Origin of the sequence: Nocardioides sp. (assembly GCF_014360585.1) — a bacterium.
Classification (GTDB): domain Bacteria; phylum Actinomycetota; class Actinomycetes; order Propionibacteriales; family Nocardioidaceae; genus Nocardioides.
On sequence record NZ_JACIXG010000065.1, the window covers coordinates 1 to 23971 of the forward strand.

Annotated in this window: 21 protein-coding genes; 15 read left to right on the plus strand and 6 right to left on the minus strand. The window is 70.3% G+C overall.

Features of this window, described 5'->3' with window-relative positions:
• Nucleotides 1-154: 154 nt before the first annotated feature.
• Nucleotides 155-1597, minus strand: coding sequence for an MFS transporter (locus tag H5T77_RS18790; RefSeq protein ID WP_292651813.1), 1443 nt, complete (start codon nucleotides 1595-1597; stop codon nucleotides 155-157).
• A 57-nt stretch (nucleotides 1598-1654) separates the two neighbouring features.
• Complete coding sequence (locus tag H5T77_RS18795) at nucleotides 1655-4729, minus strand: ATP-binding protein (protein ID WP_292651815.1); 3075 nt, start codon at nucleotides 4727-4729, stop codon at nucleotides 1655-1657.
• A gap of 143 nt (nucleotides 4730-4872) precedes the next feature.
• On the opposite strand from H5T77_RS18795, the gene H5T77_RS18800 reads away from it, so the two are divergent.
• The 4 genes from H5T77_RS18800 to H5T77_RS18815 all read left to right on the plus strand — a co-directional run bounded on the left by H5T77_RS18800 (nucleotide 4873) and on the right by H5T77_RS18815 (nucleotide 10143).
• Complete coding sequence (locus H5T77_RS18800; protein ID WP_292651817.1) at nucleotides 4873-5778, plus strand: hypothetical protein; 906 nt, start codon at nucleotides 4873-4875, stop codon at nucleotides 5776-5778.
• Between the two features lie 55 nt (nucleotides 5779-5833).
• Nucleotides 5834-6040, plus strand: a complete 207-nt coding sequence (locus tag H5T77_RS18805) for a heavy-metal-associated domain-containing protein (RefSeq protein ID WP_292651819.1) — start codon at nucleotides 5834-5836, stop codon at nucleotides 6038-6040.
• A 77-nt stretch (nucleotides 6041-6117) separates the two neighbouring features.
• Complete coding sequence (locus H5T77_RS18810) at nucleotides 6118-8397, plus strand: heavy metal translocating P-type ATPase (protein WP_292651821.1); 2280 nt, start codon at nucleotides 6118-6120, stop codon at nucleotides 8395-8397.
• 39 nt (nucleotides 8398-8436) lie between these two features.
• Nucleotides 8437-10143: a cation:proton antiporter gene (locus H5T77_RS18815; RefSeq protein ID WP_292651823.1), complete on the plus strand. Its 1707-nt coding sequence runs from the start codon at nucleotides 8437-8439 to the stop codon at nucleotides 10141-10143.
• Nucleotides 10144-10265: 122 nt separating this feature from the next.
• On the opposite strand, the gene H5T77_RS18820 is transcribed toward H5T77_RS18815, so the two are convergent.
• Entirely contained in the window at nucleotides 10266-11426 is a 1161-nt protein-coding gene (locus H5T77_RS18820; protein WP_292651825.1) for an ROK family transcriptional regulator, read from the minus strand.
• A gap of 166 nt (nucleotides 11427-11592) precedes the next feature.
• Here H5T77_RS18820 and H5T77_RS18825 point away from each other — a divergent pair, with 166 nt between their 5' ends.
• The 4 genes from H5T77_RS18825 to H5T77_RS18840 all read left to right on the plus strand — a co-directional run bounded on the left by H5T77_RS18825 (nucleotide 11593) and on the right by H5T77_RS18840 (nucleotide 15504).
• A complete protein-coding gene (locus tag H5T77_RS18825) occupies nucleotides 11593-12762 on the plus strand; it encodes a glycoside hydrolase family 19 protein (RefSeq protein WP_292651827.1) in 1170 nt (389 codons plus the stop codon).
• Between the two features lie 207 nt (nucleotides 12763-12969).
• Nucleotides 12970-13833: an alpha/beta hydrolase family protein gene (locus H5T77_RS18830; RefSeq protein ID WP_292651829.1), complete on the plus strand. Its 864-nt coding sequence runs from the start codon at nucleotides 12970-12972 to the stop codon at nucleotides 13831-13833.
• 115 nt (nucleotides 13834-13948) lie between these two features.
• Nucleotides 13949-14311, plus strand: coding sequence for a non-heme iron oxygenase ferredoxin subunit (locus tag H5T77_RS18835; RefSeq protein WP_292651831.1), 363 nt, complete (start codon nucleotides 13949-13951; stop codon nucleotides 14309-14311).
• The gene (locus tag H5T77_RS18840) at nucleotides 14308-15504 is read left to right on the plus strand and encodes an NAD(P)/FAD-dependent oxidoreductase (RefSeq protein ID WP_292651833.1); all 1197 of its coding nucleotides are present in this window, start codon (nucleotides 14308-14310) and stop codon (nucleotides 15502-15504) included. The genes H5T77_RS18835 and H5T77_RS18840 overlap by 4 nt, the downstream gene beginning before the upstream one ends.
• 113 nt (nucleotides 15505-15617) lie before the next feature.
• On the opposite strand, the gene H5T77_RS18845 is transcribed toward H5T77_RS18840, so the two are convergent.
• A complete protein-coding gene (locus H5T77_RS18845) occupies nucleotides 15618-16148 on the minus strand; it encodes a Dps family protein (RefSeq protein ID WP_292651835.1) in 531 nt (176 codons plus the stop codon).
• A gap of 135 nt (nucleotides 16149-16283) precedes the next feature.
• Between H5T77_RS18845 and H5T77_RS18850 the strand changes: the two genes are divergently transcribed.
• The 6 genes from H5T77_RS18850 (at nucleotide 16284) to H5T77_RS18875 (ending at nucleotide 22137) form a co-directional block, all read left to right on the plus strand.
• Nucleotides 16284-17258: an AraC family transcriptional regulator gene (locus H5T77_RS18850; protein ID WP_292651837.1), complete on the plus strand. Its 975-nt coding sequence runs from the start codon at nucleotides 16284-16286 to the stop codon at nucleotides 17256-17258.
• Nucleotides 17259-17515: 257 nt separating this feature from the next.
• Nucleotides 17516-18808 carry an ABC transporter substrate-binding protein gene (locus H5T77_RS18855; protein WP_292651838.1) on the plus strand — a complete coding sequence of 431 codons (1293 nt, stop codon included), beginning with the start codon at nucleotides 17516-17518 and terminating at the stop codon, nucleotides 18806-18808.
• On the plus strand, nucleotides 18805-19542 hold the full coding sequence (locus H5T77_RS18860; protein ID WP_292651840.1) for an ABC transporter ATP-binding protein: 738 nt from the start codon (nucleotides 18805-18807) through the stop codon (nucleotides 19540-19542). The genes H5T77_RS18855 and H5T77_RS18860 overlap by 4 nt, the downstream gene beginning before the upstream one ends.
• Nucleotides 19539-20258, plus strand: coding sequence for an ABC transporter ATP-binding protein (locus H5T77_RS18865; RefSeq protein WP_292651841.1), 720 nt, complete (start codon nucleotides 19539-19541; stop codon nucleotides 20256-20258). The genes H5T77_RS18860 and H5T77_RS18865 overlap by 4 nt, the downstream gene beginning before the upstream one ends.
• Nucleotides 20258-21124, plus strand: coding sequence for a branched-chain amino acid ABC transporter permease (locus tag H5T77_RS18870; protein ID WP_292651843.1), 867 nt, complete (start codon nucleotides 20258-20260; stop codon nucleotides 21122-21124). Before H5T77_RS18865 ends, H5T77_RS18870 begins: the two co-directional genes overlap by 1 nt.
• Nucleotides 21121-22137 (plus strand): branched-chain amino acid ABC transporter permease, encoded by a 1017-nt coding sequence (locus tag H5T77_RS18875; protein ID WP_292651845.1) that lies wholly within the window; start codon nucleotides 21121-21123, stop codon nucleotides 22135-22137. The genes H5T77_RS18870 and H5T77_RS18875 overlap by 4 nt, the downstream gene beginning before the upstream one ends.
• A gap of 106 nt (nucleotides 22138-22243) precedes the next feature.
• Here the strand turns inward: H5T77_RS18875 and H5T77_RS18880 are convergent, their stop codons facing one another.
• Together H5T77_RS18880 and H5T77_RS18885 are read right to left on the minus strand one after the other, a co-directional pair.
• Nucleotides 22244-22645 (minus strand): hypothetical protein, encoded by a 402-nt coding sequence (locus H5T77_RS18880; RefSeq protein ID WP_292651846.1) that lies wholly within the window; start codon nucleotides 22643-22645, stop codon nucleotides 22244-22246.
• Nucleotides 22642-22821, minus strand: a complete 180-nt coding sequence (locus H5T77_RS18885) for a hypothetical protein (RefSeq protein WP_292651848.1) — start codon at nucleotides 22819-22821, stop codon at nucleotides 22642-22644. The genes H5T77_RS18880 and H5T77_RS18885 overlap by 4 nt, the downstream gene beginning before the upstream one ends.
• A gap of 72 nt (nucleotides 22822-22893) precedes the next feature.
• Between H5T77_RS18885 and H5T77_RS18890 the strand changes: the two genes are divergently transcribed.
• The gene (locus H5T77_RS18890; protein WP_292651850.1) at nucleotides 22894-23745 is read left to right on the plus strand and encodes an alpha/beta hydrolase family protein; all 852 of its coding nucleotides are present in this window, start codon (nucleotides 22894-22896) and stop codon (nucleotides 23743-23745) included.
• Nucleotides 23746-23971: the final 226 nt, after the last annotated feature.

Here is a 23971-nt window from a genome sequence, read left to right on the forward strand (position 1 = left end):
GCGACCCCCGGGAGATCCCGGAGCCGGGCGGTAGCTTCACGGACGCACCGAGGGCAGCGCATGCCCTCGACGTACAGCTGGATGGTCTGCATGGCGATCTCCTTGTGCCTTCGTGGCCCCGGTGGGGACCGGGGCCACGAAGTGGGTCGGGCTGCTACTTGCCGGCGGTGACCGACTCGGTGGGCGCTGCGGCGCGTGCCGACTTCCAGCCGACCCCGGTGATGACGGCACCGGCGAGGGCGATGCCGGCCGCGCCGAGGAAGCCTGCCGAGAAGCCGTCGGTCATGGCGGCCAGATCACCGATCTGGTCGGAGCCGTACGCAGCCGCGACGACCGTCATCGCCGCCAGGCCGAGCGCGGAGCCGACCTGGTAGCTGGTGTTGACGATCCCGGCAGCGAGGCCGCCCTCCTCGGGGGCGGCCGCGCCGAGCGCTGTGCTCAGCGACGGGATGAAGGCCAGCGCCATGCCTGCCGCGGTGACCAGCGTGGCCGGGAGCACGTCGATCGCGAAGCTGCCGTCGGCGTCGATCCGGGAGAGCCAGACCAGCCCGATGCCGAGGACGACAAGGCCGCCGACGGTCATCGCCTTCGGTCCGAACGCGGCGGTCAGCCGCGGGGCGATGGCCACCATGCCGAGCATGATCGTCACCGTCATGGGCAGCAGTGCGGCGCCGGACGCGAAGGCGCCGAGCCCGAGGACCTGCTGGAGGTAGAGGTTGATGAAGAAGAACATCGGGATCCAGGCGGCACCGAGCAGGAGCTGGGCGATGTTTGCGGCCGCCAGGTTCGGGGCCTTGAAGATGCCCAGCCGCATGAGCGGCGTCGACGAGCCGGCCTGCAGCGCGACGAAGGCGACGAGCAGGGCGATGCCGACGCCACCGGCGGCGAGCGTGCTGGGCGAGACCCAGCCGACCTCGGGGACGCGTACGACCGCGAACACCACCGCAGCGAGTCCCAGGGTGACGGTGAGCGCGCCGAGCAGGTCGATGCGACCGCGCTGGGCCGTTCCGGCCGGCATCACGCTGGGCGTCAGGGCGAGGACGACGGCGGCGATCGGGATGTTGATGAAGAAGACCCACGGCCAGGACAGGTACTCGGTGAGCACACCGCCGAGGAACACGCCGGCCGTTCCACCGGCCGGGGCGGCCGCGCCGTAGAGCGCGAGGGCCAAGGTCTGCTCCTTCGGATTCGACCCGAAGTTCATGAACAGGAGCGTCAACGCCGAGGGCGCGATGAGCGCGGACCCGGCGCCCTGGATGGCGCGGCCGGCGATCTCGACAGCGACGCCGTCAGCGAGCCCGGCGACGAGGGAGCCGACTCCGAGGACCAGCCAGCCGATGGCGAAGATCCGTCGGGCGCCGAGCAGGTCGGAGAGCCGCCCGCCCAGCAGGAGGAGGCCACCGAAGGCCACCACGTAGGCGTTGAACACCCAGCTGAGGTCCTGGGGAGCGAACCCGAGATCGCGCTGGATCTCGGGGAGCGCGACTCCGATGATGGAGGTGTCCATGATGACCATGAACTGGGCGGCGGCGATGAGGCCGAGGGCGAGCCAGCGGCGGCTGTTGGCACCCGCCGCCGGGGATGCTGTGGAAGACATGGTTCTCTCTTTTCGTCAGGACGGCCGTTCGACCGCGTGACGAGAACCTGTCCCGCGTCACTGTCCCTGGTCTGTCCGGCCACCGTCCAGCCGGGCCAGCCCCTCCTCCGCCTGTGCGGCCACGGCGAGCTCACCCGCGGTGAGGCCGAGCGCGCGGGCCTCCGCGTAGCGCTCCGCGGCCGCCTCCGGCTCGTACGCCTGCTCGTGACAGCGGGCCAGCGCGAGCGTGGCCTTCGCTGTCATCGCGGGCGTCTCCAGCGTCTCGAAGCCCTGGACGGACTCCGTCAACAGCGAGATGGCGCTCGACCAGTCCTGCTGACGCTCGGCGAGGCGGCCACGTCCGTACGCCGCGAGGATCGACCCCGCGCGGTCTCCGACATGGCGGGAGGCCAGCTCCGCGCGGCGGAAGGCATCCCGGGCCGACTCCTCGTCCCCCAGTTCGAGGTGGGTGATGCCGAGGTCCGCGAGGGCCCACTGCACGGTGTTGTGGATTCCGGCGGACGCCGCGACGTCGATCGCCTGCTCGAGCGTCCGGGCCGACTCTCGCAGGCGTCCGAAGTGCCGGAGGCCGTAGCCGAGGTGGTAGAGGACCGCGCTGTGACCCCACGGGTCGTCGAGCTGCCGGAACTCGGCCGCGGTGGCCCGCCCGAGGCGGATCGCCGCCGGCTCGTCCCTGGCCTTGAGCGCCGTCTCCAGCCTGACGAAACCGGCTACGGCGAGCCCCCATCGGTCGCCTCGCTCACGGAACGACTTCTCGGCGGCGTCCAGGAGCGCCGAGGACTCCGGCTCCTGTCCGTTGACGCCTTCGACGGCGAGCAGCACCTGCGAGACCGCGGTGCCGTCGGCGTCACCGCACTCGCGGAAGATCGTGAGGCTCTCGCGGGCCGCGTCGGCGCATCGTGGATGCGGGTGGACGACGCAGGCCCGGGGACGCTCGACCAACGACACCGCCTGAAGCGCGGCGGCCCGCGCCGCGGCCGACCCACGGTCCTGCTCGAGGAGGCGACGCAGGATCCGGCGGCCCTCGAGATGACGGCCCTGATGCCAGAAGAGGCCCAGCTGGCCGGCCAGCCGAAGCGCGGCGTCGATGTCGCCGGCCGGGCCCTCCAGCCAGGCGATCGCAGACCGCACGTTGGCCTGCTCGTCGACCAGGAGGTGCCTCGCCCGGGCGTCCCCGTGACCACGCATCGCCTGCGCGGACCGCTCCGCGACCTGGCCGAAGTAGTGCGCGTGCCGGGTCGCCAAGGTGTCGGTCCGGCCCGACTGGGACAGCCGGTCGGCTGCGTACTCACGCAGGGTCTCGAGCATGCGGTAACGCGTGACCGATCCCCGTTCGGTGACGATCAGGGACTGCTCGACCAGCCGGCCCACGGCGTGGATGACCTGGCTCGGATCGGTCTCCTCGTCGGCGAGGACCTGCTCGGCGGCGGTCAGGGTCCAGCCACCGTGGAAGACGGCGAGCCCGACGAAGACACGCTTCTCGAGGTCGTCGAGCAGGTCGTAGCTCCAGTCGACGGTCGCGCGGAGGGTGCGCTGCCGGTCCTCTGCCGTGCGTGACCCCGAGGTGAGGAGCGTGAACCGCTGGTCGAGCCGGTCGGCGAGATCGCTCGGGGACAGCGTGGCCGCGCGGGCCGCGGCCAGCTCCAGCGCCAACGGCATGCCGTCGAGGGCGCGGGCGATGCGGCCGAGAGCGGCGTACGTCTGCCGGTCGGCCTCGAAGCCGGGCAGGACGGTGGAGATCCGGTGGATCAGAAGCTGTACGGAGGGGGCCGCCGCGATCGTCTCGGCGTCATCGTCCTCGAGCGGTGTCGGGAGCGGCCCGACGAGGGTCTGCACCTCGCTCGGCAGGGCGAGGGGCTCGCGGCTGGTCGCGATGACGGTGAGGCGCGGACAGCGGGTCAGCAGTTCCTCCACGAGGGTCGCGACGGGGTCGACGAGGTGCTCGCAGTTGTCGATGACCAGGAGCAGGTGCTTGTCGGCGAGGAAGTCGACCAGGCGCTGCTGGAGGTCGATCGCCGAGCCGTCCTGGGGCATCCCGACGGCGGTGGCGACTGCAGGCACGATGTGCTCGCTGCTCCGGATCGCGGCGAGACGGACGAGGACGGTGCCGTCGGGGAACCGGTCGGCCAGACGCTGGGCCGCATGCAGGCCGAGGGCGGTCTTCCCGGAGCCGCCGGGGCCGACAAGGGTGGTCAACCTGGACGCGCCGACCCGGTCGCTCAACGAGACGAGCAGCTCTTCGCGTCCGACGAGCGGGGCCAGATCGTTCGGAAGACCGGAGAGCTGCGGTCCGGACCCGAGGTGGTTGGGTCTGACCGCCGGGGTGGAGAGGGTGACCTCGCCGGAGGCGCCGAGCGACGGGTCCTGTCGCAGCACGCGCTCGTGGAGCGATCGCAGGGAGGCCGACGGCTCGAGACCGAGGTCGACGTCCAACGTCGTCCTGGTGCGGGTGAAGACCTCGAGGGCGTCGGCCTGGCGGCCCGCGCGATAGAGCGCGACCATCAGCAGGCCGGCCATGGCCTCATGGGTCGGGTCGGCCCGCAGAAGCGGCTCGAGGTCGGTGACGACCTCGGCGTGCCGGCCGAGCGACAGTGCGATCTGGGCACGCTCGGCGTACGCCGTCCGCCGGAGGTCCTCCAGCCGCACGGACTCGGGCACCGCCCAGGACTCGGCGGCGAAGTCGGCGAGTGCGTCGCCGCGCCAGAGCCCGAGCGCCGTGTCGTAGGCGGCGAGGTCGGCCTCGCTCGGGGCCCCGGCGCCCGCGACCGATGCGCGGACCTGGCGGATCTGCCGCTCGAAGGCCTCGGCGTCGATCGTCGCCGGATCGACGGCTGCCCGGTAGCCGCCGCTGTCGCGTTGCACCAGATCGAGCCCGGCGTTCTTGAACACGCGCCGCAGCTTGGAGACGCGGAGCTGAAGGGCGTTCAAGGGGTCCGCAGGCAGCGGCGAGTCGGCCCACAGCCGGTCGATCAGCGCCGAGGCCGGCACGATCCGGCCGCGCGCCAGCAGCAGCACGGCCAGCAGGGCCCGCTCCGCCGATCCGGGGATCCGGAGGGCGTCGCCGTCGACCGTTGCCTCGAAGGGGCCGAGCAGCCCGAATCGGATGTCACTCGAGGTCGTGGTCGGCAGCACATCGAGATCGTAGTCAGAACCGCTCGGGTGCCGCTCGGACACCTGTCCTGGGCCCGACAACGCCGGGACAGTACGCGGACAGATCCGCCGAGCAGCCTCTGCCCTGTCATCGAAAGTCATCGATTCGAGCCAGGAGAGATCACATGAACGCCATTGCCAAGGTCGGTGTGTTCGCCGGAGCCGTCGTTGCCCTCGGCGGTCTGGGTTCCGCCGTGGGCGCCTCCGTCGGGCCCATCGGCGAGCCGGAGCGCTCGACCCACAGGGAGCATGCAGCCAAGGGCGCCGGTCACGGCGGTCACGCCGGGCACGGTGTGGCAGGGAAGACCCCCGCGGCCACCGGGCTCAACGTCAGCGAGGCCGGCTACACGCTCGACCTCGTCGAGGACCGCCCCCAGCGCTCGGCAGCCGCCACGCTGCGGTTTCGGATCCTCGGCGCCGACCACGAACCCGTCACCCGGTTCGAGACCGCCCACGGCAAGCTGCTCCACCTGATCGTCGTACGCCGCGACCTGGCGACCTACGAGCACCTGCACCCGGTGATGGCCGCCGACGGCACCTGGTCGGTCACCGCCGACCTGGCCACGGCCGGGACCTACCGCGTCTTCGCCGACTTCCGGCCGGCGACCGAGGCCGAGGGCCTGACGCTCGGTCAGGACCTCTTCGTCGCCGGCTCCTACGAGCCCGAGACGCTGCCGCGGGTGGCCGCCACCAGCGCGGTCGGCCCGTACGAGGTGAACCTGGACGGCCATCTGGTGGCCGGGCAGACCTCGCGCCTCACCCTGACGGTGACCCGCGACGGCGAACCTGTCACCGACCTCGAGCCCTACCTCGAGGCGTACGGACACCTGGTCGCTCTCCGCGACGGCGACCTCGCCTACCTGCACGTCCACCCCGAAGGGGCGCCCGGCGACGGGCGCACGGACGCCGGCCCGGAGATCACTTTCTCCGCCGAGGTGCCCTCGGCCGGGGCGTACCGCCTGTTCCTCGACTTCCAGCACGCCGGTCAGGTGCGCACCGCGGCCTTCACCGCGGTCGCCGATTCCCACTGACCAGCCCACCGACTCCCTGCCTGAGCAGGGTCCACCACAGAGAGAGGAAAGCACCATGTGCAGCACCACCTACACCGTTTCCGGGATGACCTGCGGCCACTGCGTTGGCTCCGTCAAGGAGGAGGTCACCCAGATCCCGGGCGTCTCCTCCGTCGACGTCGACCTGGCCACCGGCCAGGTGACCGTCACCTCCGAGAACGAGCTCGACCCCGTGCAGGTTCAGCGCGCGGTCGAGGAGGCCGGCTACCAGCTCGCCGGCTGAGACCCGCGCCGGCTCCCCCTTCCTGGGAACGGGGAGCCGGCGCGTACGCCGATCCACCCACCTGAAGGACACCAGTGATGACCGTCTCCGGAACCTCTACACCTTCCTCTGCACCCACGACCGACTTCGAGCTCGAGATCGACGGCATGACCTGCGCGTCGTGCGCGAACCGGATCGAGCGCAAGCTCAACAAGCTCGACGGTGTCTCCGCCACCGTCAACTACGCGACCGAGAAGGCCAAGATCTCCGTCGCCGCGGACCAGACCGACATCGACACGGGTGTGCTGATCGCGACCGTCGAGAGCGCTGGGTACGGCGCGAAGGAGCCGCGCCGCGAGACGGGTCCATCGAGCGGCGCCCCCGACGCCGAGGCCACGGACCCGGTCGCCCTCCTCAGACGGCGACTGCTGATCAGCGCCCTGCTCACCGTCCCGGTGGTGCTCATGGCGATGGTGCCGGCACTGCAGGTCGAGAGCTGGCAGTGGCTCTCGCTCACGCTCGCCGCGCCGGTGGTCGTCTGGGGCGCGGCGCCGTTCCACCGGGCGGCCTGGACCAACGCGCGTCACGGCGCGGCGACCATGGACACGCTGGTCTCCATCGGCACCCTGGCCGCCTTCGGCTGGTCCCTGTACGCCCTCTTCCTCGGCACCGCCGGCGAGCCCGGCATGACCCACCCGTTCAGCTTCGCCATCGAACGCACCGACGGGCTCGGCAACATCTACCTCGAGGCGGCAGCGGGCGTCACCACGTTCATCCTCGCCGGGCGCTACTTCGAGGCCCGCTCGAAGCGCCGCGCCGGCGCCGCCCTCACGGCGCTCCTCGAGCTCGGCGCGAAGGAGGTCGCCGTCCTCCGCGACGGGACCGAGACCCGGATCCCGATCGACGACCTCGCCGTCGGCGACCTGTTCGTCGTACGTCCCGGGGAGAAGGTCGCCACCGACGGCGTCGTCGAGGAGGGCTCCTCGGCGATCGACGCCGCGATGCTGACAGGCGAGTCGGTGCCGGTCGAGGTCGCACCCGGTGACGGCGTCACCGGAGCCACCGTGAATGCCGGCGGTCGGCTCGTCGTCCGGGCGACCCGGGTGGGCGCGGACACGCAGCTCGCCCAGATGGCGCGGTTGGTCGAGGAGGCCCAGACCGGAAAGGCGGCGGCGCAACGTCTCGCCGACCGCATCTCGGGGATCTTCGTACCCATCGTGATCGCCCTCTCGGCCATCACCCTCGGCTTCTGGCTCGGCGCGGGTGCCGGGGCCGCCACCGCCTTCACCGCGGCGGTCGCGGTGCTGATCATCGCGTGCCCGTGCGCGCTCGGCCTGGCGACGCCGACCGCCCTGATGGTCGGGACCGGCCGCGGCGCCCAGCTCGGCATCCTGATCAAGGGTCCGGAGGTGCTCGAGAGCACCCGCACGATCGACACCATCGTGCTCGACAAGACCGGCACGGTCACCACGGGCACCATGACACTGACCGACGTGATCGCCGCGCCCGGCGAGGACGCCGACGAGGTCGCGCGGCTGGCCGGCGCCCTCGAGTACGCCTCCGAGCACCCGATCGCCCGGGCGATCGCCTCCGGTGCCGAGGAGCGCGTCGGCACCTTGCCGGCAGCCGAGGACTTCGCCAACGTCCCTGGCCTGGGTGTGCAGGGCATCGTCGAGGGCCACGCCGTCCTCGTCGGGCGGGTCCGTCTGCTCGAGGAGTGGAGCCAGTACCTGCCCGGTGAGCTCGCCCTGGCGATGGCCGAGGCCGAGAGCGAGGGCCGTACGGCTGTCGCGGTCGGGTGGGACGGGGAGGCGCGCGGTGTCCTGGTCGTCAACGACGTCATCAAGCCGACCTCGGCTGCGGCGATCGCGGAGTTCCAGCGCCTCGGCCTGACGCCGATCCTGCTCACCGGGGACAACGAGACGGTGGCCCGCTCCGTCGCCACCGAGGTCGGCATCCCGCTCTCCGCGGACACCGTCATCGCCGAGGTGCTCCCCGAGGACAAGGTCGGGGTGGTCCGCCGACTCCAGCAGGAGGGCCGGGTCGTCGCGATGGTCGGTGACGGCGTGAACGACGCCCCGGCGCTGGCCCAGGCCGATCTCGGTCTCTCCATGGGTACCGGCACCGACGTCGCCATCCAGGCCAGCGACCTGACCCTGGTCCGCGGTGACCTGCGGGTCGCGGCCGACGCGATCCGGCTCTCCCGGCGGACGCTGGCGACCATCAAGGGCAACCTGTTCTGGGCGTTCGCCTACAACGTCGCGGCCATCCCGCTCGCGGTCGCCGGGCTGCTCAACCCGATGCTCGCCGGCGCCGCGATGGCCTTCTCGTCGGTGTTCGTGGTGAGCAACAGCCTCCGGCTGCGCCGCTTCCGCTGATCCCGGTTCCGCCCCGCGCGATCTCCTACACTCCTGAACGTGGAGTATCAGGTGTTGCTGATCGTCGGGGCGGCGCTGGCGATCATGATCGCCGCCTCGGTCTTCTCGCGGCGTACGGGGGCGGCGGCGCCGCTGCTGCTCGTCGGTCTCGGGATCGGGGCGAGCTATCTGCCCGGGGCGCCGGAGATCGAGATCGGGCCGGAGCTGATCCTGGCCGGCGTACTGCCGCCGTTGCTCTACTCCTCCGCGGTCAACCTGCCGGTGATCGACTTCCGGCGTAACTTCCGGCTGATCAGCTGGCTCTCGGTCGTGATGGTGATCGTCTCCGCCGTCGTGATCGGCGCGGTCGTCCACTGGCTGTTCCCGGCGATCTCGTTCCCGCTCGCGGTCGCGCTCGGCGCGGTCGTCAGTCCCACCGACGCGGTGGCCGCGACGGCGATCGGGCGCCGTGTCGGGCTACCGCCGCGGGTGATGACGGTGCTGGAGGGAGAGAGCCTGGTCAACGACGCCTCCGCGCTCGTCGTCCTCCGGACGGCCGTCGCCGGGATCGCCGCGACCAGCTCGTTCTCGCTGGGGCGTACGGCCCTGGAGTTCGGATGGGCGGTGCTCGGCGCGCTCGTGATCGGCGGTGTCGTCGGCTGGCTCACGGTGCTGCTCCGTCAGCGTCTGGACGATCCGGTGCTCAACACCACGATCTCCTTCGCGGTGCCGTTCGTCGCCTACTTCCCGGCCGAGGAGCTGAACGCGTCCGGGGTGCTCGCCGTCGTCGTCGCCGGTCTGGTGACGGGCGCGCTCGGCAGCCGCCGATTCAGCGCGCGCGACCGGCAGACCCAGGCCACCACCTGGACGACGTTCAACTTCATCCTCGAGAGCGGCGTCTTCCTGGCGATGGGCTACCAGCTGCCCGCGCTCGTCGACGCCGCCCGCGGCGAGACCACTCCCAGTGAGCTGGCCGGCCTCGTCCTCGTCGTCTTCGCCCTGCTGGTCCTGCTGCGGTTCATCGGGCTCGCCGGGCCGGCGTTCCGGGATCGGGATGAGGATCCGGAGCAGGTACGCGCCCGCCTGGACGAGTTCGAGGAGAAGCTCGACTCGCTGACACCTGCCGACGACCGGGAGGACTTCCGGATCACCTCGGCGCGCCGGCGACTGGCACGGGGACGTGCGGACATCGACTTCGAGGAGCGCGAGCCGCTCACGACGCGCGGCTTCGTCACGATCGGCTGGGCCGGGATGCGTGGTGTCGTCACGGTCGCTGCCGTTCAGACCATCCCGGTCGGCACCTCCCATCGGGCGACCGTCGTGCTCGCCGCGTTCCTGGTCGCGCTCATCACGCTCGTGCTCTTCGGTCTCACGCTCCCGGCGGTCATCCGCCGGATGCGCTTCCCGGGTGAGTCGACCGAGGATCGGCGCGACGCGGTCCGTGCTCTGCTGCGTCAGGTCGGCGAGGACGCGATCGACAACCTCGGACCGCTCGAGTCGCAGACCATCGACGGCGAGCCGATCGACCCCCAGCTGGTGGCCAAGCTCAAGGACCGGATCCTCCCGCGGGTGCTCGCGGGCGTACGAGACGCGCCCACCATCAGGCCCGATGTGATGGAGCAGACGGTGATCCTGCAGGTGCGCTACCTGGACGCCATGCGCGATGCGCTCGCCGCGGAGCGCAGCATCGGCGCCTACAGCTCCCACACCTACCGGAAGGTCGAGGCGATGCTCGACGACATGGAGAAGCGGCTCGACGCCAGCTGAGCCCGTGGATGGGCACCGGACGGTCACCTTGGCGCCTGCGGGCCGCCGCACCACGACGATATGTAGGCGACGTACCTATGGTGTCGGGCGTTCCTCTGGCCGTCGACGGTTCCTAGGAGGGGTCAGCCCTGGTGGGTGAAGACCTCGTCGCGGGCCGTGTCGAGGCCGATCTGGAGGGCGCCGCGGAGCACGGCGTCTCCGGAGATCTCGGTGGGGACGACGGTGGGGACGTTGGGGCCGAGGGCGGCGATCGCCTTCTGCACGCGGGCGGCCAGGACCGGTCCGCCGGCGCGTCCGACCTCGCCCGCGAGCACGCACAGCTCGGGGTCGAGCACCACGCAGATCCCGGCCAGGCCGAGGGCGAGTCTCCTGGCCAGCTCGTCCAGGAACGGCTCGGCGTCGGGGTCGCCCTCGGCGGCTGCGCGTACGCAGTCGACACCACTGCCGCTCAGCCCGAACGCGCGAGAGAGGGTGTCCATGGCCTCGACGCTGACCAGGGACTGGAAGGCCGCATGTTGTGGGCTGTCGGTGCCATGGGGCGTGGAGGCGCCCGGAACCGCCAGATAGCCGATCTCGCCGGCACCACCGCCGGCGCCGCGGTGCAGGCGGCCGTCGACGAACACCGCGAGCCCGAGGCCACGGTCGATCCAGGCGAGCACCGAGTCCTTGACGCCATGGGAGGCGCCGGCGGACTGCTCGGCGAGCCCGGCCAGGTTGACGTCGTTCTCGATCAGTATCGGCCGCTGGAAGGTGCGGCGGAGGTCGGCGAGGACGCCCGCGCGCCAGTCCGGCAGGTCGTTGGCGAAGCGGATGTCCCCGGTGCGTGGCTCGATCATGCCGGGTGTGCCGATCGAGAGGCAGCGGAGCTGCGGCATCGTGATGCCGGCGCTTCGGGTGGCGTCGGCGACGATGGCCTGCACCGCCTCGACCGGGTCGGAGGCTTCGTGGGGGTCCAGCGCGCCGGTGGCCAGCTCGGTGCCGGTGATGTCGGCGACCGCCGCGGTGATCTGGTCGGGGCCGATGTGAAGGGCCGCGACATAGCCTGCCGACGGGACCACTCCGTAGAGCGCCGCGTTGGGACCGCGGCCGCCCTGCTGGGTCCCGACGACCTCGACCAGGCCACGCTCGCCCAGCCGGGTCAGCAGCTGTCCCGCGGTCACCTTCGAGAGGCCGACGAGCTCGCCGAGACGGGTCTTCGTCACCGGTCCGTTCGAGAGCATCAGGTCGAGCGCCGCGCGGTCGTTGGTGTCGCGGATCAGGTGCGTATTGGGTGGCCTCGACATCGGCGGTGCTCCTCTCGAGGGGGAGGGTTGGCGTACGGGAAGTCAACCTAACAATTGCAGGGCTCGCGCCGGTGTTTGTCCACGTGGGGTCTAGACGGTAACTGTAAAGGGACCTTACAGTAGAGCTTCGATCGCCATCCATCTCAACCCCATCAAGGAGCTTGGAATGCGTACTACCACGAAGATCGCCGTTCTCGGCGGGATCTTGCTGGCGCCCGTCCTGGCCATGTTGCCGACGAGCCCCGCAAGTGCGCACGGCTACATCTCGAACCCCCCGAGCCGGCAGGCCCAGTGTGCTGCCGGCACCGTCGAGTGCGGGGACATCAAGTACGAACCGCAGAGTGTCGAGGGCCCGAAGGGCCTGACCAGCTGCTCCGGTGGCAACTCTCGTTTCGCCGAGCTCGACGACGACTCGAAGAACTGGCAGGTCACACCCGTCGGCCGAAACCAGACGTTCACCTGGTCACTGACCGCCCGGCACAGCACCAGCACCTGGCAGTACTTCATCGGTGGCACCAAGATCGCCGAGTTCGACGACGGTGGCGCACAGCCGCCGGCCACCGTCGAGCACCAGGTCGACTTCGGGTCGTTCACCGGCCGGCAGAAGGTCCTCGCGGTCTGGAACGTCGCCGACACGACCAACGCGTTCTACGCCTGCATCGACGTGAACATCGGCGGCGCCACCGCCGGCCCGGAGTCACCAGCACCGGTCGCCGGAGAGTTCCCGGTCAGTGAGGCGCAGTTCAACCAGCTCTTCCCCAACCGCAACCCCTTCTACACGTACGCAGGGCTCGTCGAGGCGCTCTCCGCCTATCCGGACTTCACCAATACCGGGGACGAGGCGACCCAGAAGCGCGAGGCCGCCGCGTTCATCGCCAACGTCGCCCACGAGACCGGTGACCTGCGATACGTCGTGGAGCAGAACCAGGCCAACTACCCGCACTACTGCGACACGTCCCAGCCCTACGGTTGTCCGGCCGGCAACGACCAGTACTACGGCCGCGGTCCAGTCCAGCTGAGCTGGAACTTCAACTACAAGGCTGCCGGGGACGCGCTCGGCATCGACCTGCTGAACAACCCCAACCTGGTCGCCACCGATCCGGCGGTCGCCTGGAAGACCGGCCTCTGGTACTGGAACACCCAGAACGGCCCGGGCACGATGACGCCGCACGCGGCGATGGTCAACGGTGCCGGCTTCGGCGAGACCATCCGGTCCATCAACGGCGCCATCGAGTGCAACGGTGGCAACCCGGCCCAGGTGCAGAGCCGCGTCGACAACTACACCGAGATCACGTCGCTGCTCGGGGTCGACCCGGGCGGGAATCTCTACTGCTGAGATCTCGACCAGCTCGGTCACCGAGTGCACAGCACCGGCGGCGTACGCAGCCCCACCTGCGTACGCCGCCGTGTTTCTGTTTTGTGACAAGCGCCCAACGAGGTTCTGCCTCCGTGCCGGTGCCGGGCGACCGGCCGCACCCCTACCTTCGAGTAGCAACCGGAACCCCGGACAGCCCGGGGACGGACGGACGAAGGAGCATGCTCGGTGCTCAGATCACTTTCTCTCCGAATCGCCGCGGTCGCCGCGGCAGTCACTCTCCCCCTCTTCGGGCTGGTCGCGCCAGCCGAAGCGGAGAGCCCCTACGAGCGCGGGCCGAACCCGACCTCGGCCAGCGTCCTGGACAACGGCACGTTCTCCCTCTCCAGCACCTCGGTCTCCTCATGGGTGTCCGGGTTCGGCGGCGGGACGATCTACTACCCCTCCTCCACCACCCAGGGGACGTACGGCGGTGTCGTGCTCGCCCCCGGCTACACGGCCTCCTCGTCCTCCTACTCATCGGTCGCGCGCCGGGTGGCCTCCCATGGGTTCGTGGTCTTCGCCATCGACACGAACTCCCGCTACGACCAGCCCGACAGCCGTGGCTCGCAGATCCTGGCCGCGGTCAACTACCTGAAGAACAGCGCCTCCTCCGCGGTCGCCTCGCGGCTGGACGAGTCGCGGATCGCGGTCTCGGGTCACTCGATGGGCGGCGGCGGAACGCTCGCGGCGGCCAACCAGGACTCCTCGATCAAGGCCGCGGTCGCGCTGCAGCCCTGGCACACCGACAAGACCTGGCCCGGCATCCAGATCCCGACCATGATCATCGGCGCGGAGAACGACTCCGTCGCGCCGGTCAGCTCGCACTCCATCCCGTTCTACACCTCGGCCACCGGGGCCCGGGAGAAGGCGTACGGCGAGATCAACAACGGGGACCACTTCATCGCCAACACCGATGACGACTGGCAGGGACGCCTCTTCGTCACCTGGCTGAAGAGGTACGTCGACGACGACACGCGCTACTCGCAGTTCCTCTGCCCGGCGCCGACGTCGTACTACCTGTCCGACTACCGCAACACCTGCCCGGACTGATCCGATTCGGGTCGTTGTCGATAGTCCGGTAGCGAACTGCCTATTACTCGCCGGTAAATGGGCAGGTTGCTACCGGACTACCCGGCGTTGACCGCTGTCACGGAAGATGGGGGGCATGACCGGAAATACTGGAAACGGCGGAAACAGCACAGGCATCCGCGTCGCGTCCGTCGACGACATCCCGGAGGGCGAGGGGATCGCCATCTCCTCCGACGTCACCGGGACCGAGGACGACATCGCCATCCTGCGCGACGACGACGGCACCTGCTGGGCCCTCAACGACACCTGCACCCACGAGACCGCCTCGCTGGCCGAGGGCTGGGTCGAGGAAGGCGACGTCGAGTGCCCCCTGCACTCCTCTCGGTTCAACCTCAAGACCGGCAAGGTCGACGGGCTCCCGGCCACCCGGGACACCGTCCCGCACCGGGTCGAGGTGCGTGACGGCGAGGTCTATCTGTTCCCCGGCGAGAGGCCGTGACGGTCGCGTCGGTTGTCGTCGTGGGCGGCGGGGTCGCCGGCGTCTCCACTGTCGCAGAGCTCAGGAAGGCCGGTTACGCCGGTGAGCTGGTGCTGGTCTCGGCCGATGCCGTTCCCTACGACCGCCCGCCGCTGTCCAAGGAGTATCTCGCCGGCGGTCGCGACCTCGAGTCGATCGCACTGCAGCCGTCGCAGTGGTACGCCGAGCAGGAGATCTCGCTGGTCGGAGGAGCCGTCGCGGTTGCGATCCGCCCGGATACCGGCGAGGTCGAGCTCGACGACGGACGTCTGCTGGCTGCGGACAAGATCGTGCTCGCGACAGGTGGCCGGGCAGCGCGGCCCGCGGTTGGAGCCCCGAGCCACGTGCTGCGGGACGTCACTGACGCCGACCGGCTGCGTACGTCCCTCGTGCCGGGTGCGCGGTTGCTGATCGTCGGGGCGGGGCTGATCGGGGCGGAGGTCGCCTCGACCGCCCGTGGCCTGGGGGCTGAGGTCGTGCTGGTCGATCCGCTCGATCCGCCTCTCGCTGCCGCGGTCGGCGTCGAGGCGGCCAGGTGGCTGCACGGCTTGCACGCCGATCACGGCGTCGAGGCCGTGACTGCCACGGTCGAGACGTTGCTGGAGACACCGACCGGAGTCGCGGCGCAGCTGAGCGGCGAGCCGGACTCGCGCGAGTTCGACGCCGTGCTCCTGGCCGTCGGCTTGGTCCCCGAGACCGGTTTGGCCGATGCGGCCGGCCTGGAGACGTCTCGCGGCGTCCTGGTCGACGCCGGCCAGGTGGCCAGCCATCCGTCTGTGCTCGCGGTCGGAGACTGTGCCCGGCTCCGCGACCACCATCGGGCCGAGCACTGGGAGGCCGCCCAGCTGGACGGTGTTAGGGCGGCGGCGACGATCCTCGGAACAGAGCCCCCTCCCGCCGCCGCGCCGTGGTGGTGGTCGGACCGCTACGGCCTCCACGTCGAAGGGGTCGGCGAGATGCGTTCGCCGGACGCGATGCACCAGAACGTCGTACGCGGCGTGCTCGGCGAGCCGCCGTTCTCCGTGTTCACTCTCCACGGTGAGCGTGTCGTCGGCGCGGTCGCGGTCGACGACCCCAACGCCGTTCGGGCCGCGCGACGGATGATCGACCGGCAGGTCGACGTACGGGCGTCCGATCTGGCAGACACGACCCAAAACCTCCGAAAGCTCCTCTAAAACTCCGCCGAGTCGGCGCAAATGTTCCAGGTTATCCACAGGGTGTTGTGGATAACTCGGGACAAATGCGCCGACTCGGCGGGTTTCAGCGGGACAGTTGCGCCGACTCGGGGTCAGACGGTCAGCTGAGCCGGCTTCGACTGGTTGGCGACACGGTTCTCGGAGTCGATGAACCAGGCCAGCTGCTCGACCCGCGTGATGATCGCGTGGAGCAGGTCGGCCGTGGTCGGGTCCTCGGAGTCGATGTCGTCGTGGATCTCACGAGCCGTCTTCGAGGTGGCGTAGAGCGCGGCGGCGGCGAGGTCGGCGGCCGTCGCGGTGTCGACCTCGGTCGCCGGGAGCGGCGCGAGGGTGGTGTCCTCGGAGACGGTGCCGGTGCGGCCGTCGGGGAGGATGTAGAGCGCACGCATCCGCTCGGCGACCTCGTCGGTGAAGGCACGGGCGGCGTCGACGACCTCGTCGAGGACGAGGTGCATGTCGCGGAAGTTCTTGCCCACGACGTTCCAGTGCAGCTGCTTGCCCTGAAGGCTGAGCTCGGTCAGATCGACGAGCAGGCGCTGCATCTGGGTCGCGAACGCCGGGCTCGGCACGAACGCCGGGTGCGAGGTGTGGGTGGCGCTGCTGGTGTCGGTCTTGGTGGTCATGTTCGGCTGATCCCCCTGGGTTGTGTTGGTCTCTGCGGCTGATCGCAACTGTGTCACCTTTTCTTGAACGATTCCAGAAAGGTTAGTCTTCCCTAAGTCGCCGCCGAGTTTCTCCGCACGCCGTAGAGTCGGTCCGTGCCGTCAGCCGGAGACGCCTCAGCTCCCCTCGTCGCGCAGGTTCGTCGTCCGGAGGTCTTCGAGACCAAGCGGTTGAGCGCGGACGCGCAGGTCGAGGCGTGGGAACGCCACAACGCCAGCGCGTTGGTCGCGCTCTCCTGCCGGCCGATCGACGGCCACGGGTTCGACGCGCAGGAGGTCAACCTGCAGCTCGACGAGATCCATCTGGCGCGGGTCCGGGCCGCCCGCCACGTCGTCGAGCGGCCGGCCAGCCTCGTCAAGGAGATGCCGGCCCGGTCGATCGCCGTCTACGCCAGCCTCCGTGGCGAGGCGATCCTGGAGTGCGCCGGTCGCCGGAAGGTCATCCGGCCCGGGCAGCTGATCGTCTGTGACGTGGACGCGCCGTTCCTGCGCGGTTTCGGACACGGGCTCGAGGAGCTCGCGATCAAGGTCCCGGTCTCCGCCTTCACGGCCCGCACGGGCATGGCGTCGATGCCGACGCCGCTCGTCCTCGACGCCGGCCGGGACCAGGATCCGCACGGCCGAGCCCTGGTTCAGATGGTCGGCCGAGCGCTCCGGGCCAACGACCCGGTGCCCGCCGACGAGAACGCCGTCCTCGACCTGATCTCGGTGATCGCGACCGCCGGGAAGGTATCGCTGGCCACTGCCCATCGGGCCGCGGCGAAGGCGTTCATCGAGGACCACCTCGCCGATCCCGGTCTCTCCGCCCCCGCCGTCGCCGCGGGCGCCGGCATCTCCGAACGCCACCTCTCCCGGCTCTTCGCCGACACCGGCACCAGCGTCCCCCGCCACATCCTCGCCCGCCGCCTCGAGCTCGCCTACGCGATGCTCGCCACCGGCTCGGACCCGAGCACCCGCACCGTCGACGTCGCCGAGAAGTGCGGCTTCACCTCCGCCTCGTACTTCTCCCAGGCCTTCCGCAAGCGCTTCGGCGTCGCCGCCGGAGACGTACGCCGCGCAGCCCGCCCCTGACCCCTCCAGCCGAGACGTCACCCCCGTCGGCCGAAGCGTCACTCCGGTCGTTCGAGTGGGCATTCGGGTGCCAAATCGGCCGACGCGAGTGACTTCTCGGCGGACGTACGCGACTTCTCGGCGCGAAAGGGTGACAAGTCCACCAAAGTCCGATAGGTCTTCCATGCCGTTTTCCGCCAACCAGCCCCTGTGTCCCACCTGCAGGCGGCGATGACGGACGACACTCCTCAACACCCCCACTCTCTAAGGAGACGTACGTGCCCAACGGACTCACCACTGGACGCGGCCTGAGCATGGCCGCCGCCGGTGTCGCAGCGATGGCGCTGACCCTGACCGCATGCGGGTCGGGCGGCATCGACGACGAAGGCGGTGGCGGCGAGGACACGCTCACCATCGGGTTCGTCTCGACCGAGACGGGCTCCTCGGCGCCGTTCGGCGAGGCGAACAGCTTCGTCGTCGACGAGCTGGAGACCTATTTCAAGGACAACCCGGTCAAGGCCGGGGACAAGGAGCTCGACGTCGAGATCGTGGTGCGCGACGCGCAGAGCGACACGACGAAGGCCGGGGCGGTGGCCGGCGACCTGATCAACAAGGACGGTGCCGACATCATCGTCGCCTCCTCGACGCCCGACATCGTCAACCCGGTCTCGGAGCAGTGTGAGGCCAACTCGATCCCGTGCATCACCACGGTCGCCCCGTGGCAGCCGTTCGCGATCCGCAGCGGCGACAAGCCGGCCGAGCTGAAGTACAGCTACCACTTCTTCTGGGGCCTCGAGGACGTCTCGACGGTCTACGCCGACATCTGGGGCAAGGTCCCCAACAACAAGTTGGCCGGCGGGCTGTTCCCGAAGGACCCCGACGGTGAGGCCTGGGGTGCCAACTTCCCGGCGCTCACCGAGGCGTCGGGCGTCAAGATCGACAACCCGGGCAACTACCCGAACGGCACTAAGGACTTCTCGGCCCAGATCAGTGCCTACAAGGGCCACGACGTCCTGGTCGGCGTCCCGATCCCGCCGGACTTCACCACGTTCTGGCAGCAGGCGAAGCAGCAGGGCTACAACCCGAAGATCGCCACGATCGGCAAGGCGCTGCTCTTCCCGAGCAGCGTCGAGGCGCTCGGCCCGATCGCCCACAACCTCTCCACCGAGGTCTGGTGGACCCCGACCGCTCCCTACGAGTCCTCGCTGACCGGCGAGTCCGCTCAGGAGCTGGCCGACGCGTACGAGGAGAAGACCGGCAAGCAGTGGACCCAGCCGCTGGGCTTCGCGCACGCACTCTTCGAGGTCGCGACCGCTGCGGTGACCGAGGCGGGCTCGACCGACGCCGACGCGATCACCAATGCGCTGGCCGGCCTGGAGGTCTCTACGGTCGTCGGTGACGTCGCTTGGGGCAAGGACGCGAACGTCCCGCCGTACGTCGCCAAGACCTCCCTCGCGGGCGGTCAGTGGCGCCAGGTCGAGGGCGGGGAGCACCCGTTCGAGCTGGTCGTCGTGCAGAACTCGCTGGCTCCCGACGTACCTCTCGGGGGCGAGCCCGAGGCGCTCAAGTGACCTTGCTTCACGTTGACGGCCTGGCCAAGTCCTTTGGCCTGGTCGTCACGGCCCGTTCGGTCTCCTTCCACGTGGCTCCCGGCGAGGCGCTCGGCATCGTCGGTCCCAACGGCGCCGGCAAGTCCACGCTCCTCAACCTGGTGACCGGCGCCCAGCCGGTCGACGCTGGGACCATCCGGTTCGACGGCGCCGACATCACCCGGATGCCGGCCGCCCGTCGTACGGCCCTGGGGATCGGACGTACGTTCCAGATCCCCCGCCCCTTCGAGGGGCTCACCGTCTTCGAGAACGTGCTGGTCGGATCGACCTTCGGCGCGGGCGCGCGCCGGAAGGAGGCCGACGAACAGGCCTGGCAGGCGCTCGAGACCGCCGATCTGACCCACCTGGCCAACACGCCCGCCGGCTCGCTGCGACTGCTCGACCGCAAGCGGCTCGAGCTCGCCCGCGCGCTGGCCACCCAGCCGCGGCTGCTGCTCCTCGACGAGATCGCCGGCGGCCTCACCGAGCATGAGCTGCCGGCCCTGATCGAGACCATCTCGGCGATCCGCGACGGTGGCACCGGCGTCGTCTGGATCGAGCACATCGTGCACGCGTTGCTGCAGGTCGTCGACCGGCTGATGTGCCTGGCCCAGGGCGACGTCGTCGCCACCGGCGACCCGCGTGAGGTGATGGCCTCGGACGCCGTCGCCGCCGTCTACCTCGGCTCCCCTGACCTGGAAAGCGACACTCCGTGACCACTCTGCTCGAGGTCGACGCCATCGACGTCGCCTATGGCGACTTCCGCGCACTGCACGGCATCACCCTCGGAGTCGCCGAAGGCGAGACCCTGGCGGTGATCGGTGCCAACGGCGCCGGCAAGTCGACCCTCCTGAAGACGATCGCCGGCCTGCTCCGCCCGAGAGCGGGACAGATCCGTTTCAGCGGCCACAACGTCTCCCACACCTCCGCCCACCGGCGGGTCCGCGAAGGCATCGCGCTGACGCCGGAAGGGCGGCGGATCTTCGGCTCGCTCACCGTCGAGGAGAACCTCAAGGTCGGTGCGTACGGCCGCCGTCCCGGTCCCTGGAACCTCACGACCGTCTACGACGCGTTCCCGCTGCTCGCTGAGAAGCGGTCCCACCGAGGAGCGCACCTGTCCGGTGGCGAGCAGCAGGCCACCGCGATCGGCCGGGCGCTGATGTCCAACCCGCGGCTGCTCCTCCTCGACGAGGTCTCCCTGGGGCTCGCCCCGGTGGTGATCGCCGACATCTACAAGGCGCTGCCGACGATCACCGGGAAGGGCACGACGGTGCTCGTGGTCGAGCAGGACCTCACCCAGGCGCTGACGGTCGCCGACCGGGTGCAGTGTCTGCTCGAGGGCCGCACGGTGCTCGAGGGCGCCAAGGCCGACGTCACCCGTGAGCAGGTCCTAGCGGCGTACTTCGGGGTCGACGAGCAGGAGGTCGGCTGATGGACTGGATCAACGCGGTCCTCCAAGGCCTCCTGCTCGGCGGCCAGTACGCGCTCCTCGCCTGCGGACTGAGCCTCATCTTCGGCGTGATGCGGATCGTCAACCTCGCCCACGGCGTCCTCGCGGTCGCCTCGGCCTATCTCGCGCTCTGGCTCGTCCAGCAGACCGGGATGCCTTCGTTCCTGACCCTCCTCGTCGTGATCCCGGTGCTCGCCGCGGTCGGGTACGCGATCCAGCGCGGCCTGTTCAACCCGGCGCTGCGCCACGGCGAGCTGTCGCCGCTGCTGGTCTCGTTCGGCCTGGCAGTCATCGGCGCCAACCTCCTCCAGGAGGTCTTCACCGCCGACTCCCGCAAGATTTCGATCGGCACCCTGTCGACCTCGTCGGTCGAGCTCGGCGGGCTGCGGCTCGGCGTCTTCTCGCTGCTCACCCTCGTGGTCGCGGTCGGCGTCATCGTCGGCCTGCAGCTCTACCTCTCCCACACCCGCATCGGCCGCGCCATGCGGGCGACCAAGGACGACCCCGAGGCGGCGACGCTCATGGGGATCGACGAGAGGCACATGTACGCCCTGGCCACCGCGATCGCGGTCGGCACCGTGGCACTGGCCGGCGTCTTCCTCGGCATGTCGACGCAGTTCAGCCCGACGTACGGGGATCTGGTCCTCATCTTCGCCTTCGAGGCGGTCATCATCGGTGGCCTCGGCTCGCTGTGGGGCACGCTCCTCGGCGGTCTCGTGCTGGGCGTCGCGCAGACCGTCGGCGCCCAGGTCGACCCGGCCTACGGCGTCCTCGCGGGCCACCTGGTCTTCCTGGTCGTGCTCCTGTTCCGGCCTCAGGGCCTGCTCCCGAAGGCGGTCGCCGCATGACTGTGAACACCCGGACAGGTCCGGGAACCCTGAAGGTCGTACGTGGCGGCTGGCCCTCGCTCGCAGGCGGCGGGGTTCTCGCCGCGATCGTGGTCTTCCTGGCCGCGGCGCCGTGGTTCGTGTTCAGCCCCGGCGACGTGACCAACCTGGTCACTCTCTTCGCGCTGATCATCCTCGGCACGGCCTGGAACCTGATGGCCGGCTACGGCGGGCTCGTCTCGATCGGGCAGCAGGCCTTCATCGGCGCCGGTGGCTATGGCGTGATCAAGCTCGCCGACGTCGTCGGCCTGCCGATCCCGCTGGCAGTCGTGGCGGCGGGCGCGGTCTGCGCACTGCTCGCGCTGCCGACGTCGTTCCTGCTGTTCCGGCTGGTCGGCGGCTACTTCGCGATCGGTACGTGGGTGGTGGCCGAGGTCTTCAAGCTGGTCACTCAGGAGCTCCCGGGCTTCGGTGGCGGCTCCGGCCTCTCGCTCACCGCCTTCCAGGGTGTCGACCGGGTGACCCGGATCGCGACCGTCTACTATCTGGCGCTCGCGCTGGCCGTGCTCGTCGTGCTCGCGACGTACGTCCTGATGCGCTCGCGCATCGGACTCGGCCTGACCGCGATCCGTGACGACAAGGTAGCGGCGGCCTCGCTGGGTGTCGCGGTGCGGCGCTCACAGCGGATCGTCTATGTCGCGGCATCCGGTGGCGCCGGTCTGGCCGGGGCACTGATCGCGGTCAACGGCCTGCGGGTCTCGCCGGACTCGATGTTCTCGGTCCAGTACACCGCCTTCATGATCTTCATCGTCGTCATCGGCGGCCTGGGGACGATCGAGGGCCCGATCCTGGGAGCGGTGATCTTCTTCGCGCTGCAGCAGCTGCTGGACTCCTACGGCACCTGGTATCTCGTCGCGCTCGGCGCGGTCGCGATCGCCGTGGTCCTGCTGGCCCCGCGCGGGTTGTGGGGGCTGGCGGCGCGCGGCCGCTACGAGATCTTCCCGGTCGGTCACACGGTCCGTCCACCGACCTAGGAAGTTATCCACAGGTTTGTCCACAAGGGGGGTGGGCTGTGGAAAACTCGGGTCCGCCGGAGAGTCGCAGCCATCCCTGAGCTCCGCCAGGACCGTGCCAACGGCATCAGGCCGGAGAGCTCGTCGCGTCGCTGAGGCGCTGTGGTTTGCTCGGCTCGCCGGTCAGTCTGGTCAGGCGCCGGAAGACCTCGGTGCTGCTCGTGGGCGTGAGCCCAGGAGCGCCGTCGGCCGTGGTGAGCAGCGCGTCGCGGCGTACCGCGGCGGTGAGGTCGAGCTGTCGGTCCCCGGCCGCCCGGATGCGCCAGGCCAGGTCTGAGCGCAGGTGGGCGAGAGCGCTCGACCGTCGGGCCTGGTCCTGGGCGACGATGTCGGTGACGGTCTGGTCGTCCGCCGGCTCCGCCGATTCCATGTGGCCGCCGGGAAAGGGCCTCAGGCTGACCGCCTGGGCAAGGCCTGATGCGGCGAAGGCCCGAGATGCCGGGACCAGGCGCAGGGTGCTGTCGTTCACTGATGCACCCACTGGCGCAACCCGACCTCGTCGCCGAGCGGCTCGATCGTGTGGGCCAGAGTGCCGCGAAACCGGTCGCTGCCGAAGCCGTGCTGCTCGACCGCCATCCAGAGGGTTTCCTCAGGAGGCCGGGCCAGCCGGTCCCAGTTTGGCGGGATCGGCGGTAGCACTGGCACGTCCCCTCCTCCTCGCGTCCACGGCGGACGCGAGGACAGCGTACGGGTCTACTGGTGGGTAACATGATGCCCGTGACCGAACCTCTATCCGTTGCAGCGACCACCGAGACGTACGCGATCGAGCGGGCCGAGGGCACGAGCTTCACGCTCACCGTGGCCCGGGCCGCCGGCCCCGAGGCGCCGACCCTGCTGGTCGTGCCCGCGATGGGCATGTCGGCGGGCTACTACGACAAGCTGATCGTGGCCTTCGCGGAGGCGGGGATCAACGCCGGCCGGATGGAGCAGCGTGGCCACGAGGAGGTCGGCGGACGGGTCGCCGGCTGGGCCTACGACTTCGGCTACGCCGACCTGGTCGACGACATCGCCGCCGCCGTCGACCGCCTCGGCGAGCTGATCCCGGCCTCGGTCGGCGCGACGTACGTCCTCGGGCACAGCCTCGGCGGCCAGGCCGCCAGTGCCTACGCTGCCCTGCACCCCGACCGGGTCGCCGGCCTGGTCTACGTCGCCTCGCAGACGCCCTACTGGCGCAACTACGGCCCGGGCTTCCTGCTCGCCAGCCAGGCGATGGGCCTGGTCGGCCGGGTCGTCGGCCACTTCCCCGGCAAGCAGCTCAAGTTCGCCGGCCGCGAGGCCCGCACCCTGATGAAGGAATGGGCCAGGTACGCCCGCACCGGCCGCCTCCGGTTCGGCCGGCCGGCCCACGACGTCACGCCCGCGATGCGCGCTCTGGCGAAGCCGGCGCTGATCGTCTCGATCGAGGACGACTGGCTCGCCCCCAGCGCGACGGTCGAGGAGATCCATCGACGGATGCCCGGGCTCGAGGTCGAGCGCGTCCACCTGGACGAACCCGGCATCGACCACTTCAAGTGGGCCCGGAAGCCCGACTCGACGATCGCTGCGGTCAAGGAGTGGCTCGCGCGCTGACGACTGTGTTGGTTTCGACACCGGCTCGCTGGCGCTCGCCGGGCTCAACCAACGGGTGCCGCTGGTCGAAGGCCACTTCGTTCAGACCTCGGAGCCGCTAGGCGGAGGCGTGTCGAGACCAACACGGTCGCGTACGCATTTCCGCCAACCCTCGGCCCCACCTTTGATGCGGCCCGAGCGGGCCGGAAGACTCGCTCTTGAGACTGCGATCTCACACCCCACCGCG

What these genes read in the sequence shown, in the direction of transcription:
- H5T77_RS18800 (WP_292651817.1), top strand. Translation starts at nt 4,873, where the DNA reads ATGAACGCCATTGCCAAGGTCGGTGTGTTCGCCGGAGCCGTCGTTGCC.
- H5T77_RS18805 (WP_292651819.1), top strand. Translation starts at nt 5,834, where the DNA reads ATGTGCAGCACCACCTACACCGTTTCCGGGATGACCTGCGGCCACTGC.
- H5T77_RS18870 (WP_292651843.1), top strand. Translation starts at nt 20,258, where the DNA reads ATGGACTGGATCAACGCGGTCCTCCAAGGCCTCCTGCTCGGCGGCCAG.
- H5T77_RS18835 (WP_292651831.1), top strand. Translation starts at nt 13,949, where the DNA reads ATGACCGGAAATACTGGAAACGGCGGAAACAGCACAGGCATCCGCGTC.
- H5T77_RS18875 (WP_292651845.1), top strand. Translation starts at nt 21,121, where the DNA reads ATGACTGTGAACACCCGGACAGGTCCGGGAACCCTGAAGGTCGTACGT.
- H5T77_RS18845 (WP_292651835.1), bottom strand. Translation starts at nt 16,148, where the DNA reads ATGACCACCAAGACCGACACCAGCAGCGCCACCCACACCTCGCACCCG.
- H5T77_RS18790 (WP_292651813.1), bottom strand. Translation starts at nt 1,597, where the DNA reads ATGTCTTCCACAGCATCCCCGGCGGCGGGTGCCAACAGCCGCCGCTGG.
- H5T77_RS18825 (WP_292651827.1), top strand. Translation starts at nt 11,593, where the DNA reads ATGCGTACTACCACGAAGATCGCCGTTCTCGGCGGGATCTTGCTGGCG.
- H5T77_RS18820 (WP_292651825.1), bottom strand. Translation starts at nt 11,426, where the DNA reads ATGTCGAGGCCACCCAATACGCACCTGATCCGCGACACCAACGACCGC.
- H5T77_RS18810 (WP_292651821.1), top strand. Translation starts at nt 6,118, where the DNA reads ATGACCGTCTCCGGAACCTCTACACCTTCCTCTGCACCCACGACCGAC.